Source organism: Pseudomonas sp. Sample_20 (assembly GCF_004307585.1).
Classification (GTDB): domain Bacteria; phylum Pseudomonadota; class Gammaproteobacteria; order Pseudomonadales; family Pseudomonadaceae; genus Aquipseudomonas; species Aquipseudomonas atacamensis.
The window spans coordinates 74,081-87,901 of record NZ_RCOA01000094.1 but is presented as its reverse complement, the minus strand read 5'-3'; the positions used below and the strand labels follow the sequence as shown (position 1 = coordinate 87,901).

13 protein-coding genes are annotated in these 13,821 nt (G+C 61.5%); 6 read left to right on the top strand and 7 right to left on the bottom strand.

Annotated features, from left to right (window positions below; genetic code table 11):
- Positions 1-32 precede the first annotated feature (32 nt).
- On the top strand, positions 33-467 hold the full coding sequence (locus D8U70_RS20165; RefSeq protein ID WP_016771142.1) for a MarR family transcriptional regulator: 435 nt from the start codon (positions 33-35) through the stop codon (positions 465-467).
- A gap of 127 nt (positions 468-594) precedes the next feature.
- Complete coding sequence (locus D8U70_RS20160; RefSeq protein ID WP_130929589.1) at positions 595-2,403, top strand: FimV/HubP family polar landmark protein; 1,809 nt, start codon at positions 595-597, stop codon at positions 2,401-2,403.
- Positions 2,404-2,507: 104 nt separating this feature from the next.
- Here the strand turns inward: D8U70_RS20160 and D8U70_RS20155 are convergent, their stop codons facing one another.
- The gene (locus D8U70_RS20155; RefSeq protein ID WP_130929588.1) at positions 2,508-4,697 is read right to left on the bottom strand and encodes a patatin-like phospholipase family protein; all 2,190 of its coding nucleotides are present in this window, start codon (positions 4,695-4,697) and stop codon (positions 2,508-2,510) included.
- 71 nt (positions 4,698-4,768) lie between these two features.
- Here D8U70_RS20155 and D8U70_RS20150 point away from each other — a divergent pair, with 71 nt between their 5' ends.
- Complete coding sequence (locus tag D8U70_RS20150; protein ID WP_056783713.1) at positions 4,769-5,056, top strand: SelT/SelW/SelH family protein; 288 nt, start codon at positions 4,769-4,771, stop codon at positions 5,054-5,056.
- Here D8U70_RS20150 and D8U70_RS20145 read toward each other — a convergent pair.
- Together D8U70_RS20145 and D8U70_RS20140 are read right to left on the bottom strand one after the other, a co-directional pair.
- Positions 5,050-5,943, bottom strand: a complete 894-nt coding sequence (locus D8U70_RS20145) for a DMT family transporter (RefSeq protein ID WP_130929587.1) — start codon at positions 5,941-5,943, stop codon at positions 5,050-5,052. The two genes, D8U70_RS20150 and D8U70_RS20145, sit on opposite strands and share 7 nt — an antisense overlap.
- A gap of 72 nt (positions 5,944-6,015) precedes the next feature.
- Positions 6,016-6,780, bottom strand: a complete 765-nt coding sequence (locus tag D8U70_RS20140) for a helix-turn-helix domain-containing protein (protein WP_130929586.1) — start codon at positions 6,778-6,780, stop codon at positions 6,016-6,018.
- A gap of 135 nt (positions 6,781-6,915) precedes the next feature.
- Here D8U70_RS20140 and D8U70_RS20135 point away from each other — a divergent pair, with 135 nt between their 5' ends.
- Positions 6,916-7,731, top strand: a complete 816-nt coding sequence (locus D8U70_RS20135) for a UDP-2,3-diacylglucosamine diphosphatase (RefSeq protein ID WP_071171397.1) — start codon at positions 6,916-6,918, stop codon at positions 7,729-7,731.
- A 110-nt stretch (positions 7,732-7,841) separates the two neighbouring features.
- On the opposite strand, the gene D8U70_RS20130 is transcribed toward D8U70_RS20135, so the two are convergent.
- Positions 7,842-8,432: an HD domain-containing protein gene (locus tag D8U70_RS20130; protein WP_056783723.1), complete on the bottom strand. Its 591-nt coding sequence runs from the start codon at positions 8,430-8,432 to the stop codon at positions 7,842-7,844.
- A 14-nt stretch (positions 8,433-8,446) separates the two neighbouring features.
- Positions 8,447-8,758 carry a DUF962 domain-containing protein gene (locus D8U70_RS20125; RefSeq protein WP_016771135.1) on the bottom strand — a complete coding sequence of 104 codons (312 nt, stop codon included), beginning with the start codon at positions 8,756-8,758 and terminating at the stop codon, positions 8,447-8,449.
- Positions 8,759-8,923: 165 nt separating this feature from the next.
- On the opposite strand from D8U70_RS20125, the gene D8U70_RS20120 reads away from it, so the two are divergent.
- Positions 8,924-9,985, top strand: coding sequence for an AraC family transcriptional regulator (locus tag D8U70_RS20120; RefSeq protein ID WP_205869270.1), 1,062 nt, complete (start codon positions 8,924-8,926; stop codon positions 9,983-9,985).
- Here the strand turns inward: D8U70_RS20120 and D8U70_RS20115 are convergent.
- Positions 9,942-11,396: a TrkH family potassium uptake protein gene (locus D8U70_RS20115; protein ID WP_024012066.1), complete on the bottom strand. Its 1,455-nt coding sequence runs from the start codon at positions 11,394-11,396 to the stop codon at positions 9,942-9,944. The two genes, D8U70_RS20120 and D8U70_RS20115, sit on opposite strands and share 44 nt — an antisense overlap.
- Positions 11,397-11,517: 121 nt before the next feature.
- Between D8U70_RS20115 and D8U70_RS20110 the strand changes: the two genes are divergently transcribed.
- The gene (locus tag D8U70_RS20110; RefSeq protein WP_122505904.1) at positions 11,518-12,084 is read left to right on the top strand and encodes a nitroreductase family protein; all 567 of its coding nucleotides are present in this window, start codon (positions 11,518-11,520) and stop codon (positions 12,082-12,084) included.
- 230 nt (positions 12,085-12,314) lie between these two features.
- Here D8U70_RS20110 and D8U70_RS20105 read toward each other — a convergent pair whose 3' ends face one another.
- Positions 12,315-13,655, bottom strand: coding sequence for a HAMP domain-containing sensor histidine kinase (locus D8U70_RS20105; protein WP_130929585.1), 1,341 nt, complete (start codon positions 13,653-13,655; stop codon positions 12,315-12,317).
- Positions 13,656-13,821 lie beyond the last annotated feature (166 nt).

The window sequence follows — 13,821 nt, the reverse complement described above, 5'->3', positions numbered from 1 at the left end:
TTTCCGTATTTCAGTCTAACCGTGAGTGTTTTATGCCGTTAACCGATCAACATCGCTTTGGTATGCAACTGGCCCAGATGTCCCGTGGGTGGCGTGCCGAACTGGATCGTCGTCTCGCCGGGCTGGGCCTTTCACAGGCGCGCTGGCTGGTGCTGCTGCATCTGGCGCGTTTTGAAGAGGCACCGACCCAACGCGAACTGGCCCAGAGTGTCGGCGTCGAAGGCCCGACCCTGGCGCGCTTGCTTGATAGTCTGGAAAACCAGGGACTGGTGCAACGTCAGTCAGTGATGGAAGACCGTCGGGCGAAAAAAATCGTGCTCTGCGCACCTGCCTTGCCTCTGATCGAACAAATCGAAACCATTGCCACGCAACTGCGCCACGAATTGTTCGAGGGCGTCGATGAGGCGGATTTGAAGGTGTGCATGCGTGTGCACGGGCACATTCTGGCCAACCTGGAAAAATCTTGAGGCACATCCCGGTGGCGATTTTTTGAGAGATTGCGCTGAGCCGACTATAAGAACTACTGGGCAATATCGTGTTCGTACCGGATGTGCGAACGCATAGAAACCGGTTTTGCTTATTTAAGGGATGCTCATGCTCGCAAGTCGGCACGTGCTGCGCGGGGGCGCCAAATGGCTGCTGCTCGCTGGCGTATTCAGCCATTCGACCTGGTCGATGGCGTTGGGGTTGGGCGAAATCACTGTTCACTCAGCCCTCAATCAGCCGTTCAAGGCCGACATCGCTCTGGTCGATGTCGGCACGTTGACGCAAAACGATCTCTCGGCCAGCCTGGCTTCGGCGGATGAATTCGGCCGGGCCGGCGTCGAGCGGGTGTTCTTTCTCAATGATCTCAAATTCACTCCGATCCTGCGCGGCAGCCGCCAGATGATCCGGGTGACGTCCGGCAAACCGGTCAACGAACCTTTCCTGAATTTCCTCGTTCAGCTCGATCAGCCCAACGGCCGTCTGCTGCGCGAGTACACGGTGCTGATCGACCCGCCGGGTTCGCCGGGCATTGTGCCCGCCACCGACGAGCCGGATCCGCGCCCGCAATCCTCCGAATTTCCAGCTGTCGAACCGGTTACCGCGCCGCCCCAGGCGGCCCAGGGCAAACGCGCTGCGGCGCCTGTGCCGCCAACGCCGGCGGCACCTGCGAACGATGCGCAGGCCGAGCAACTGGCCGCCAGCGTGCTGCTCACCCAGCAACTGCAAAAGACCCTCGACGAACAGAACCTCAGATTGCAAGAGCAGCAAGTGCAAATAGCCGACGGCAAGAAGCAGATCGAGGAGTTGCAAACCCGTCTGGCCGAAGTGCAGAAAGCGCCGCCAGCACCTGTGGTCGCGCCGGCTCCGGCCGCTGTTTCAGCCCCGGTCGAGGCGGCAGACGATGGCGTGAATTGGCCGCTGCTCGGCGGACTGATATTGCTGCTGGGCGTGCTGGCAGCGTTGCTCATACGCCGCCGTCAGCAACGTTCCACAGCAGATGGCACGCCGACGCCGCTATTGCCTGTGAGCGCCGAAGAAGACGTCGACGAGCCCGAGCTTCAACAATCTGTCGGTGCGCACGTGGGCGCCGATCATCGCGACGAACCCGGTGCCGGCGATGTGCTGGAGGCGGTGGGCATCTATCTGGCCTACGGCCGACTCAGCGAAGCGGCCGGGCTACTGCGCGATGCTTTGCACAAGGAGCCAGAACGCACCGATCTCGGTTTGCAGTTGCTGGAGGTTCTTGGGCGCCAGGGTGACAGCGCCGCTTACGAACAGCAGGAAAGCCGCCTGCGTGCGCTTGGCGTCGATGAGCGCGAACTGATTGAAACCCGCACTCGCCATCCCAAACTGGCAGGCGCCGCACCGGCGGCATTTGCGGCAACGCCAATCGCGCCCGAATTGCCCGTGGCCTTGGCAGCGACCGCAGCCGCGCCGCTTGCAGCGTCGCCCGGCGCTCTCGAGGATGATTTCGAATTGAATCTGGGCGAGCTGTCGATGGATTCAAATTGGGATCTGAACGATAGCCGCACTGATGCCGCGTCACCGCCGGTCGATGATCCGGCACTGGGCACCAGCCTGTCAGTGCTCCCCGTCGATTTTGAACTGCCACAGGCTGCGTCTGGCGAAGAAGCCGAACTTGAATGGATCCCCGAACCCGACGCTCAGCCGCTCGACGATGACTTCCTCAATGAGTTCGGCGATCCCGAGTCGTCACTGGTGCTGGAACCCTTGGATCTGCAACCACCCGAGTCCACCGACACCGACACCGAGGCCGCCGGCAAGCTCGAACAGGCACAAACCTGCATCGACGACGGCGACATCGACAGTGCGATCGCCTTGCTCAATGAATTGCTCAGGGAAGGGGATGAGCCGTTGAAGCAAACCGCGAGGACGTTGTTGGCGGGGATTCGCTGAGCGCTAACGGATTTCGTGTTCATCCGAGACCGCTTTCGCGAGCAGGCTCGCTCCCACAATGGAATGTGCTTTCCCTGTGGGGAGCGAGCCTGCTCGCGTAGGCGTCAGAACGTCTGCCCCAGATTCAGGTAAACCGCCTGCTCATCCGCATCATTCAAGCCATAAGTGAAGTTCAACGGCCCCAGCGGCGTGTCGAAGCCGATAAACACGCTCGCGGCATTGATGTAGCCGCTGTCGAATTCATTGTCGTTGTTCCACGCCCGACCGCGTTCCAGCGAGGCCCCGGCGTACAGCGGGAAGTCCAGCGGCAGGTACGAGCGCGGCGTCAGGCGGCGGTAGTACACCGCGCGCATCAGGCTGACGTTCTGCCCGGACAGCGCATCCTCACGGAACCCCGACAACTGCCGCGCGCCGCCGAGCAGGAAGCTTGAGGTCACCACATTGGCATCGTCCAGCGTCCGACCGTAGCGCCCGCCGAGAATCAGCGTGTCGGGCCCATGGCTCATGGCCTTGTCGAAATTCAGTTCCCATTGGCGATAGCGATTGTCTGAACCCAGGCCCGGTTCGAACTGGGCGAAGGTCAGGCTGACATCCTTGCCCTCGTGCGGAAAGTAGACGTTGTCCAGCGAGTCGTAGGAATACTTCACGGTATAGAAGCCTTCGTTGAAGCTCTCGCTCGGCAGATCCTGATCACCGATGCGCACGTCAGCCTTGCCCCAGGCCTGGCCGACGCCGAGTCGCACTTCACCGTTGTTGCCGATCTGCCGCCCAAGATTGAGGCCGAAGCCGTAGCGCTCGACCCGATACTGCGCGATTGGATCATTATCCAGGACTGAGTCGACGTTCTGCGCCTCGAACGACCCGTAGGGCGCGACGAAGTAACGTGAGCCGACATCCAGCGGTTGATAGAACTCGCTGTACAGCTCTTGCTTGTCGCCGATCTGCGCGCGGGTCAGCCATTCCGCGCCGAGGCGGTTGATGCCGTTGACGCGATAGCTCGCACCAAGGTTGAAAGCACTGTCGCCGCGCATGTCGTCCGACAGATTGAGGCCTACCCGCAAGTAATCGGTGCCGCTGCGCTTGCCGCTGGCACTGATGACCAAGGTGTGATCCTGGCCTTTGTGCACCACGCGGTAACGCACTTGATCGAAGTAATCGAGGCCGTACAGCGTGCCCATGTCCGAATGCAGGCGGCCCAGGTCCAGCGGCGCGCCGATCGGTTGGCGGATGTAATAGCGAATCACGTCATCGTCGACTTTCGAGTCATTTTCGATGCGGATCCCGGTAATGATCGGCGTGCGTTGCCCAGGCTGGCGGGCGGCGTTCAATTCCGCGTCCTGGGTTTGAGTCGGCTTCAGCTGCGCCAGCCGCGCATCGAGGATCCGCGTGGCGCGATAACCGGCGTCGATCATCTCTTGAGCCTTGCCGAAATCGGTCACGCCGAACGCGGCCAGCGCAGGCTGGATCAACACGTCATTGGCATGCAGCGTCGCCAGTTGTTCTTCGGAGTTGCGCCGGGTCATCAGGGTGATCGACTGATTGAGCACGTCCACCACGGTAGTCAACTGCTTGCGATTGCGCAGCGGTGTGCCGATATCGACGACGATGGCGATGTCGACGCCCATTTCCCGCGCGACATCCAGCGGGATGTTGTCGGTCATGCCGCCGTCCACCAACAACCGGCCATCAAGCTCGACCGGGGCGAACACTGCGGGGATGGACATGCTCGCGCGGATCACCTGCGGCAGGTGGCCTTTGCGAAACACCACTTTCTCGCCATTGGCGATGTCGGTGGTCACGGCGCGAAACGGGATCGGCAGTTTGTCGAAGTCGCGGGTGTCGCTGGTGTGGGCCAACAGGCTTTCCAGCAGCAGTGCGAGGTTCTGCCCCTGAATCACCCCCAATGGCAGGCCGAGGCTGCCGTCGTCGCGGAAGCTGAGTTTCTGCTTCACCAGAAAGTCGCGGTCGTCCTGCTTGCGTCGAAATGGCACGTCCTCACGCGGCGGCGCGTCGGACAGCGCCGCTTGCCAGTCGATGCTCAGGGCGAGTTTTTCCAGTTCATCGATCTTGTAGCCCGAGGCGTACAGCCCACCGACCACCGCGCCCATGCTGGTGCCGGCAATCGCGTCGATCCTGATGCCTTGTTCTTCCAGCGCCTTGAGCACGCCGATGTGCGCCAGCCCGCGCGCAGCGCCGCCGGACAGCACCAGGCCGACTTTCGGTCGTGGCGCCTCACTGGCGAGAACCAGCAGGGGAAGGAAACCAAGCAGCAGGCAGAACAGCAAACGGCGCATTGTGAGTCTCGGGGCAAGCGGTAAAGCCGGCTATTATAGCGGCGCCCTCTGTCTCAGGAGTTTCAGCGATCATGACCGTCGCCAAAGCCGAAGTTGTCATCACTTATTGCACTCAATGCCAGTGGCTGCTGCGCGCGGCGTGGCTGGCTCAGGAACTGCTCAGCACCTTCGCTGATGACTTGGGAAAGGTGTCATTGGTACCGGGCACCGGCGGGGTGTTTTACATCACTTGTGCGGGTGTGCAGATCTGGGAGCGCAAGGCCGACGGTGGTTTTCCCGAGGCCAAGGTATTGAAACAGCGAGTGCGCGATCAGATCGATCCTGACCGCGACCTCGGCCACAACGACCGCACTCAGTGAGAGGCGGCCTCGGCGGCGACGGTTGTCTTGTCGCTGCCGCCTGACATCCGCGCCGACACCACAATCGCGACGATGATCAACGCGCCACCGATGAGCATCCGCAGGGTCGGGGTTTCACTGAACAGCAGCCAGGCGAGGGTGATGCCGTAGACTGGCTCCATGGCGAACACCACTGCCGCCGTGCGCGCCTTGATCACCGCCAGACTGGCGACGAACAGGCTGTGCGCCACGCCCGTGCAGAACACTCCGAGCAGGGCGATCCACAACCAGTCCAGCGCTCGAACCTGACTCAAATGCGGCGCCGCGACCGGCAACAGACACAATGCCACGACGACGTTCTGGCACAGCGCCGCCTGCACCGCCGGGATGCGCCCGGAACTGGCGCGGTTGGTCAGCGACAGCAGGGAAAACAGCAGGCCGGACAGTACGGCCCAAAGCAAGCCGACGGTGGCGCCGCTGCCCAGATCGAATGCGGGCGTCACCAGCACCAGACCGATGCTGACCAATACCACCAGGACGATTTCATTGGCACGGATACGCTCGCGGAAGATCAGCCCTTCGAGAATCACCGTAAACGCCGGGAAACTGGCAAAGCCCAAGGTGGCGATGGCCACCCCGGCGATCTTCACCGATACGAAAAAACTCACCCAGTGCCCAGCCAGCAACACGCCGCTGAGGGCGAGGCGCCGCCAGTCTACGGCGTGAAGTTTCTGCCAACCGTGCTGGCTGAAGAAACGGGCGAAAAATGCCAGGGCGAGCACGGCAAAAGCCGCACGTCCAAAGACGATCACAGCAGGGGATGCGGCAGCGAGTTTGCCGAACACACCGGTCAGGCCAAACATCAAAGCGCCAATATGCAGAGCGCCGAGGGCGGTACGCGGAGTCATTGCATTCCTTTTTTCAGGTTCAACTTCATGGGGCCATTGAACCGCGTCTCGGCCTGCAAGTCTGTCGGCAGGCTATCGTCTTTTGTCGCAGGAATCGCGCCGAAGATGTCCGGGCGATGAGCCGAATTCACGTAGGACTGCGGCCGAGAACGCACTCTGCGAGCTGTAACCGACGCGACTGGCTACTTCACCAATCGGCAATGCAGTGTCGCGCAGCAGTTGCACCGCGAGATGCAGGCGTCGACTGCGGATGTAATCCATCGGCGTCTGTCCGCATTCGGCCATGAACCGTGCGTGCAGGCGCGCACTGGATAACCCGGCCACGCGCGCCAGGTCAGCGACTTGCAGCGGATAGCCGGCGTATTGCTCGATGTGCGCATCCAGCGCGGCGTAGGGCAGGCGACGCGCGCGGAGTTCGGCAGGTTGCGCGTGATTGAGACTGGCCAGCAGCAACACCGCGCCTTGCTGCGCGATCAACGGATCGCTGACCGGACTGTTCGCCAGCCAGCTGACCAATTGGCTCTGCCCCGAGTCCAGCGACAGCCGCCCCGGATGATCGAGCAAGCGGCGACTGGCCTCGGCATGCGCGCCCAGCGAGTCCTGCACCCATTGCCCTTCAGGGATGTCGAGCACCAGGCAGCTGCTGCCTTGGGGACTGTCGCAGGCATGATGAGCGCCGGACGGAACCACCACGACACTCTGCTGACGCACTTGGCTGCCACAGCCCTCGACCTCGAAATCCAGCGCACCGGACAGCCCGAACACCAACTGCGGGTGCTCGTGGCTGTGCACAATGAGGTCGCGGGTGTACTGGCGCAGGGTGAGGATCGGTCGCATGGCAGGTTGTCTCCGAAGTGGCCCTCAGTCTACACCGCCGTACGCCGGATGCGCTGTCACACGACTGACTCACGCTTGTCACGGTCGATTAACCGGGCGCGCGCAAGCTGGCGAAAACATCGCAGAGGGTTGCCCATGACCAGCGCCGAGCTCGCCAGACCCAGTCGCAAACAACGGGTGCGAACCCTGTGGATCTCCGATGTGCACCTGGGCACCCGGGATTGCCAGGCCGAGCACTTGTCGCAATTTCTCAAGGGCTACCACGCCGACAAGGTCTATCTGGTCGGTGACATCATCGACGGCTGGAAACTGCGCAGCGGCATGTACTGGCCGCAAGCGCACACCAACGTCATCCGCCGCCTGCTGACCATGAGCAAGCGCGGCACCGAGGTGATCTATGTCACCGGCAACCATGACGAATTCCTGCGGCGCTATTCGAAACTGATTCTGGGCAATATCCAGTTGGTCGATGAGGCGGTGCACGTTACCGCGGATGGCCGGCATTTGCTGGTGATCCACGGCGATCAGTTCGATGTAATCACTCGCTATCACCGCTGGCTGGCGTTTCTTGGCGACTCGGCCTATGAATTTACCCTGACCCTCAACCGCTGGCTCAATCACTGGCGAGCCCGTTATGGCTACGGTTACTGGTCGCTGTCGGCGTACCTGAAGCACAAGGTCAAGACAGCGGTGAGTTTCATCAGCGACTTTGAAGAAGCCATCGCCCACGAGTGTGTGAAGCGCGAACTGCATGGCGTGGTTTGCGGGCATATTCACCATGCCGAGATTCGCAAGGTGGGGGAGGTGGACTACCTCAATTGCGGCGATTGGGTCGAATCGTGCACCGCGTTGATCGAGCATTGGGACGGCACGATCGAGTTGTATCGATTGGCGGATGCCCAGGCGCGAGAGGCGCAATTGAAAGCTGCCAAAGTTGCCGAAATCGCCTGAGCGAAAAAGCACCCTGTGGGAGCGAGCCTGCTCGCGAAGGCGTAGCGTCAGACGAAACTTCTGTGCCTGATACAGCGCTTTCGCGAGCAGGCTCGCTCCCACATGTGGTCTTAGGCCGGGCTGTGTTCTTGCATCGCAGCCTTGTAAATCGAGTTCTTCGGTTGCGCAAACAGCCTTTCCATCATCGGCTCGAAGAAACTCAGCGGCAGCGTGTCGTACGCCGGATCAAACGCCGCCGCGTCGTATTTGGCGCAGAACTCGGCAGTGGCGTGGAACTGCGGATGATCCTTGAATTGCTCGCGCAAATGCCGATCCATGCCCAGGTGATGAAAGAAGTAATAGCCCTGAAAGATGCCGTGCTTCTCCACCATCCACAGATTTTCCGCACTCACGAACGGCTTGAGAATCGCTGCGGCGATGTCCGGATGGTTGTAGGAACCGAGGGTGTCGCCAATATCGTGCAACAGTGCGCAGACCACGTATTCCTCGTCACGCCCGTCGCGAAAGGCGCGGGTCGCGGTTTGCAACGAGTGGGTCAGGCGATCCACCGGGAAACCACCGAAGTCGCCTTCAAGCAGCTTCAAATGCGCGAGGATCCGCGATGGCAGCTGTCTGGCATAGGCACTGAAATCGGCGGCGATAATCGCCCAGTCTTCCTCGGTGCCGTCCTTCATATGGGTGAAGCGAGCATGGGCATTCATTGGCAGACCCTCATTCAGAACGCCACGCGACCGAGAATCATGTCGCGGTACATGACGAAATCGCCGAGCAGGCTGTACAGCGGATGCTGAAACGTCGCCGGGCGGTTTTTCTCGAAAAAGAAATGGCCGATCCAGGCAAAGCTGTAACCGGCCAGAGGTAGCGCGAGCAACAGCAGCCAGGCGCCTTTGGCGATGCTCAGGGCGAGAATGAAGATGACCAGAGAAGTGCCGATGAAATGCAGACGACGGCAGGTGCTGTTGCTGTGTTCGGCGAGGTAATACGGATAGAACTCGGCGAAGCTGTTGAACTGCTTGATGTTTTCCACGACCGCGCTCTCTGTGGTGATTGTTCTGGCGACAAGTTGTTCGGCGGGGAGCTTATTTGAGTCTAGAGTGATCATTGGCGTGGGCCAGTGACAATCGGCGCCACTTTAGTATCCTTCGCAAATAGGGCGGTTATCTGCAGCCCGTCATGTAAAAGAATAACAACCATGAGCGAACGAACGACTTCTGCAAGCTGGGCGATGGGGATTGTCAAAGCACTGGAGATGGACGGCCTGGATTGCCGGGTACTGTTCAGGCAGCTGGGGCTGGATTTCAGCGCCCTTGAAGATCCGGATGCACGCTTCCCGCAAGACTCCATGACCCGGCTCTGGCAGCGCGCGGTCGAGGTTTCCGGCAACCCCGCGATCGGCCTGAACATGGGCAAAGTGGTGCGCCCGGCCTCATTTCATGTCGCCGGCTATGCGCTGATGTCGAGCAATACCCTGGCTGAAGGCTTCCAGCGTCTGGTGCGCTATCAACGCATCATTGCCGAAAGCGCTGACCTGAGCTTTCGCCTGCTCGAGGAAGGTTACGCGCTGATTCTTACCGTGCACGGCGATCATCTACCGCCGACCCGGCAGAGCGCCGAAGCGTCACTGGCCTGTGCACTGGCGCTGTGCGGCTGGCTGACCGGGCGCCCGCTGCACCCGGTCAAAGTGTTGGTTCAGGGCGATCAGCCGACAAACCTGCAACCTTATAAAGAAGCCTTTCACGCACCGCTGGTGTTCAACGCGCCTTACGATGCGTTGATCTTCGAACGGGCCGACATGGAGGCGCCGCTGCCGACCGCCAATGAAGCCATGGCGCTGTTGCATGATCGCTTTGCCGGGGAATATCTGGCGCGGTTCTCCGAGAGTCGCGTGACACACCGGGCACGCCAGGTGCTGTGTCGTTTGCTGCCCCAGGGCGAGCCCAAGCGCGACACCGTGGCGCAGACGCTGCACCTGTCGCAGCGCACTTTGCAGCGGCGCTTACAGGAGGAGGGCACCAGTTTTCAGCAGTTGCTCGACGACACCCGCCGTGAACTGGCCGAACAATATCTGGCGCAACCGAGCATGACCTTGCTGGAAATCGCCTATCTGCTGGGCTTTGCCGACCCGAGCAACTTCTTCCGCGCGTTTCGCCGCTGGTTCGACACCACGCCCGGCGAGTACCGCTTGCGCCTGACGCAGGTGCCGGACGCGGTCAATGACGCCAGAACGCCGGAATACACAGCACAAACACCGTAATGATCTCCAGTCGGCCGAGCAGCATGCCGAACGACAGAATCCACTTCGCAGCATCCGGCAGCGTCGCGAAGTTGCCGGCCGGACCGATGGTTTCGCCCAGACCCGGGCCGACGCCGGACACGGTGCTGGCGGCGCCGGTCAGCGCGGTCATCCAGTCGACCCCGAGCAGCGACAGCAGCAGCGCGATCACGCAGATGGTGATGGCGAAGAAAAACGAGAATGTCAGGATCGAACGGACAATTTCTTCGTCGAGGCGGTGACCGTTGTACTTCTGTTTGATCACCGCGCGCGGGTGGATCAGCTGATTAAGGTTGGCCTTGAGCAGGATATAGGCGACCTGGAAACGGAAAATCTTGATCCCGCCCGCCGTCGATCCTGAGCAGCCGCCGACAAAGCCCAGATAGAAAAACAGCATCAGCGAGAAGTTGCCCCACAGGCTGTAGTCACCGAGGGCGAAGCCGGTGGTGGTGACCACCGAGGTCACGTTCAGCGCCACATGCCGCAGCGCTTCCAGCCAATGCAGCTTGGTGGTCCACCAGTACCAGGTGCCGAGCACCAGCCAGGTCACCAGCAGCATTGCCAGCAAACCCTGCACCTGTTGATCCCTGATCAACGCACGGCGGTTGCCGCGCAGCGTCGCCACGTACAGGGTGAACGGCAGGCTGCCGAGGATCATGATGACGATCGCCACCCAGTGCACCGCCGGTTGCGTCCACTTGGCCAGCGACTGGTCGGAGGTCGAGAAACCACCGGTGGAAATCGCCGACATCGCGTGGTTGATCGCATCGAACGGGCTCATTCCGGCCCACCAGAACGCCAGACTGCCGAGAATGGTGATGCCGACGTAGGCCGCCACAATCAACCGCGCCACCATGTGCGAACGCGGCATGACCTTCTCCGAGCGGTCCGAGGATTCGGTCTGGAACAGGCGCATGCCACCGATGCGCAGCAGCGGCAGAATCGCCACCGCCATGCCGATGAAGCCGATGCCGCCGATCCAGTGCAGCAGCGACCGCCACATCAGAATCCCCGGCGACATGTTGTCCAGGCCGTTGAGCACGGTGGAGCCGGTGGCGGTGATGCCGGACATGCTTTCGAAGAACGAGTCGGTGTAGCTGATGTGCTGGGTCAGCAGAAACGGCAGCGCGGCGAAAATGCACACCACCAGCCAGCTGCTGACCGTCAGCAGATACATATCGCGCGGGCGCAGGTGAATGTGTTCCGGTCTGCCGGGTATCACCAGAGCGAGGCCGGCGACGAAGGTGATCATGCTCGCCCAGAGGAACGACGGCAGGTCGCTGGTGCGCTCGAAAATCACCAGCGTGGCCATCGGCACGACCATGGCCACAGCCAGGGTTATCAGGAAGATGCCGATGATAAAACCAATGATCCGTAAGGTCGGCAACGCCATGAAATCCGCTCGGGCTGGTGGGAGAAGGGCGCCATTCTACCTGTGGGGCAAGGCATGTAAACCGGCAGGCGCTGCGCAGATGAAGCTAGAATAGCCGCACATTTTTCAAAGGAGGTGGCCGATGCAGGCTCTCGACGCGTTGCTCAACCGTGTTTCCGTTCCCCGCCTGGTCGAACCGGCCCCCACTGCCGAGCAGCGCGAAGCCCTGTTCGCCGCGGCCTTGCGTGCCCCGGATCACGGGCACTTGCAGCCGTACCGCTTTTTGACCGTCGAAGGCGCAGCGCGTGAGCAAATGGGCGAGTTGCTGGCCGAGGCAGCCCGCCAGCAGAGCGGCGAAGTCACCGAAGCGATGATCGACAAGGCCCGCAACGGCCCACTGCGCGCGCCGCTGGTGGTTGTGGTCATCGCGAAATTGCAGGAACACGTGAAATATCCGAAGGCCGAGCAACTGCTCACGGCCGGCTGTGCGGCTCACGGGATTCTGCTGGCGGCGTATGCGCAGGGGATTGGCGCAGTGTGGCGCACCGGGGATCTGGCGTACTCAAAGCATGTGGCCGAAGGCTTGGGGCTGGTGGAAGGCGAGGAGGTGATCGCGTTTCTCTATCTCGGCACGCCGCAGAAAGAGCCGCGCGTGGCGGAGAAGGTTGATCTGGCTGAGTTCGTCAGCGCCTGGCCCGGTAAAGCCTGAAGATCAAAAGCCCCTCACCCTAACCCTCTCCCAGAGGGAGAGGGGACTGATTGGGGGATGCTTTGGAGTTACACCGACCTGAGCGACCTTCGCTGAATCCAGAGTCGGGATACCGGACGTGTTGTTTCTGCGAGTCCATAATCGACTCGGTCTTTCAGGTCGATGCACAACGGCAGACAACTCGGTCGGCCCCCTCTCCCTCCGGGAGAGGGTTGGGGTGAGGGGCTTTTTCAGGGCTGGACCACGACTCCCGGTACCAACGGCAATTCCAGACTCGCCACAAAGCCGCCCTGCGGATGATTGGCCAGCGTCAGCGTGCCGCCATGCCGTTCTGCCGCCCGTTTGGCAATCGCCAGCCCCAGGCCATGCCCGGCAGCGGTCTGCCCCGGCGCCCGGTAGAACGGCTCGCCCAACTGACTCAGATGTTCGGTCTGCACCCCCGGCCCGTGGTCGCGCACGCTTATGACAATCCGCTCTCCCTGCCGCGCAGCCTGCAATTCGATCGGCTGATCGCTCGGGTTGAAGCGCTGGGCGTTGCGCAGCAAATTGTCCACGGCGCGCTCGATCATCGTCGGCCAGCCTTTGAGATTCAGCTGCGGCTCGGCTTGCAGGCGTACGGTCTGCTCGGGGGAGCTGAGCTGCGCATCCTTTTGCAGCGTGGCGAGCAACGCATTCAGGTCCACTTCTTCAGCGCTGGCGTTGTCGGCATCGACTCGCGCCAGCACCAGAATTTCACTGATCAACGCCTCCAGCCGATCGCATTCGCGGGTCAGGCGTGGCCACAGTTTTTCGCGCTCTTCAGGGTTGGCGCGCTCGGCCAAAGCCAACGCGATGCGCAGGCGCGCCAGTGGTGAGCGCAGTTCATGGGAGACATCGCGCAGCAACTGGCGCTGACTGCCGATCAGGCTTTGCAAGCGCGCACCCATGCGGTTGAAATCGGTGGCCAGCACGCCGAATTCGTCGCGGCGGTTGGCCAGTTTCGCCAAACTGTTCTGTTGATAAGTCGTCTGCCCCAGATCATGCACCGCGCCGCGCAAGCGACTCAGTGGGCGGGTGATAGAGAAAGTCACGAGCAAACTGAACAGGGTCAGCACCACCAGCGCGATGCCCAGCGCACTCAGCGGCCAGAGCAGGCTTTCGCGGTGCCAGGCGTCGAGTTCCGGGTGCGGGATGCGGTAGATGAACAGGTAGGTATCACCGGTTTTTTCACTGGTGATCTCGTCGGTCAGACGCCGCCATGGCAGGCGGCGGTCATCGTTGTTCTGCCGCGCTTCGAATGCTGCGGCGCGGCGCGGGAAGGTGCCACGCACCACCGGATCGCCGGTTTCGTTGAGCACCTGAACGTCGATGTGATACTGGCGTTTGCGTTGTTCGAGGATGTCCTGGGCGGCTTCCTCGCCTTGGGTTTCGTAAGTCTGCGTCCATTCTGCGGCCAGTGTGTTGAGGCCGGGATGGCGGCTGAGAATCCACGCGTCCTGATTGAGCATGTGCCCGAGCAGAATCGACAGCCCGGCTACCAGAGCGATGGCCAGCCAGAAGCTCGCAAGAATCCGCCAGAACAGTGAACGCACAGAAACTCCTCGAAAATCACACCGTTCAAATATGGGAGCGAGCCTGCTCGCGAAGACGCAGTGTCAGTCAAACCATCGCTGGCTGATACACCGCCTTCGCGAGCAGGCTCGCTCCCACATTCGATTTGAATGGAACAGGCCCGACGAGGTGAGTCGTCGGGCCCAG

Bases quoted from the DNA above. Each gene is read 5' to 3' on its own strand.
- D8U70_RS20165 (WP_016771142.1), top strand. From the start codon at position 33: ATGCCGTTAACCGATCAACATCGCTTTGGTATGCAACTGGCCCAGATG.
- D8U70_RS20160 (WP_130929589.1), top strand. From the start codon at position 595: ATGCTCGCAAGTCGGCACGTGCTGCGCGGGGGCGCCAAATGGCTGCTG.
- D8U70_RS20155 (WP_130929588.1), bottom strand. From the start codon at position 4,697: ATGCGCCGTTTGCTGTTCTGCCTGCTGCTTGGTTTCCTTCCCCTGCTG.
- D8U70_RS20150 (WP_056783713.1), top strand. From the start codon at position 4,769: ATGACCGTCGCCAAAGCCGAAGTTGTCATCACTTATTGCACTCAATGC.
- D8U70_RS20145 (WP_130929587.1), bottom strand. From the start codon at position 5,943: ATGACTCCGCGTACCGCCCTCGGCGCTCTGCATATTGGCGCTTTGATG.
- D8U70_RS20140 (WP_130929586.1), bottom strand. From the start codon at position 6,780: ATGCGACCGATCCTCACCCTGCGCCAGTACACCCGCGACCTCATTGTG.
- D8U70_RS20135 (WP_071171397.1), top strand. From the start codon at position 6,916: ATGACCAGCGCCGAGCTCGCCAGACCCAGTCGCAAACAACGGGTGCGA.
- D8U70_RS20130 (WP_056783723.1), bottom strand. From the start codon at position 8,432: ATGAATGCCCATGCTCGCTTCACCCATATGAAGGACGGCACCGAGGAA.
- D8U70_RS20120 (WP_205869270.1), top strand. From the start codon at position 8,924: ATGAGCGAACGAACGACTTCTGCAAGCTGGGCGATGGGGATTGTCAAA.
- D8U70_RS20115 (WP_024012066.1), bottom strand. From the start codon at position 11,396: ATGGCGTTGCCGACCTTACGGATCATTGGTTTTATCATCGGCATCTTC.
- D8U70_RS20110 (WP_122505904.1), top strand. From the start codon at position 11,518: ATGCAGGCTCTCGACGCGTTGCTCAACCGTGTTTCCGTTCCCCGCCTG.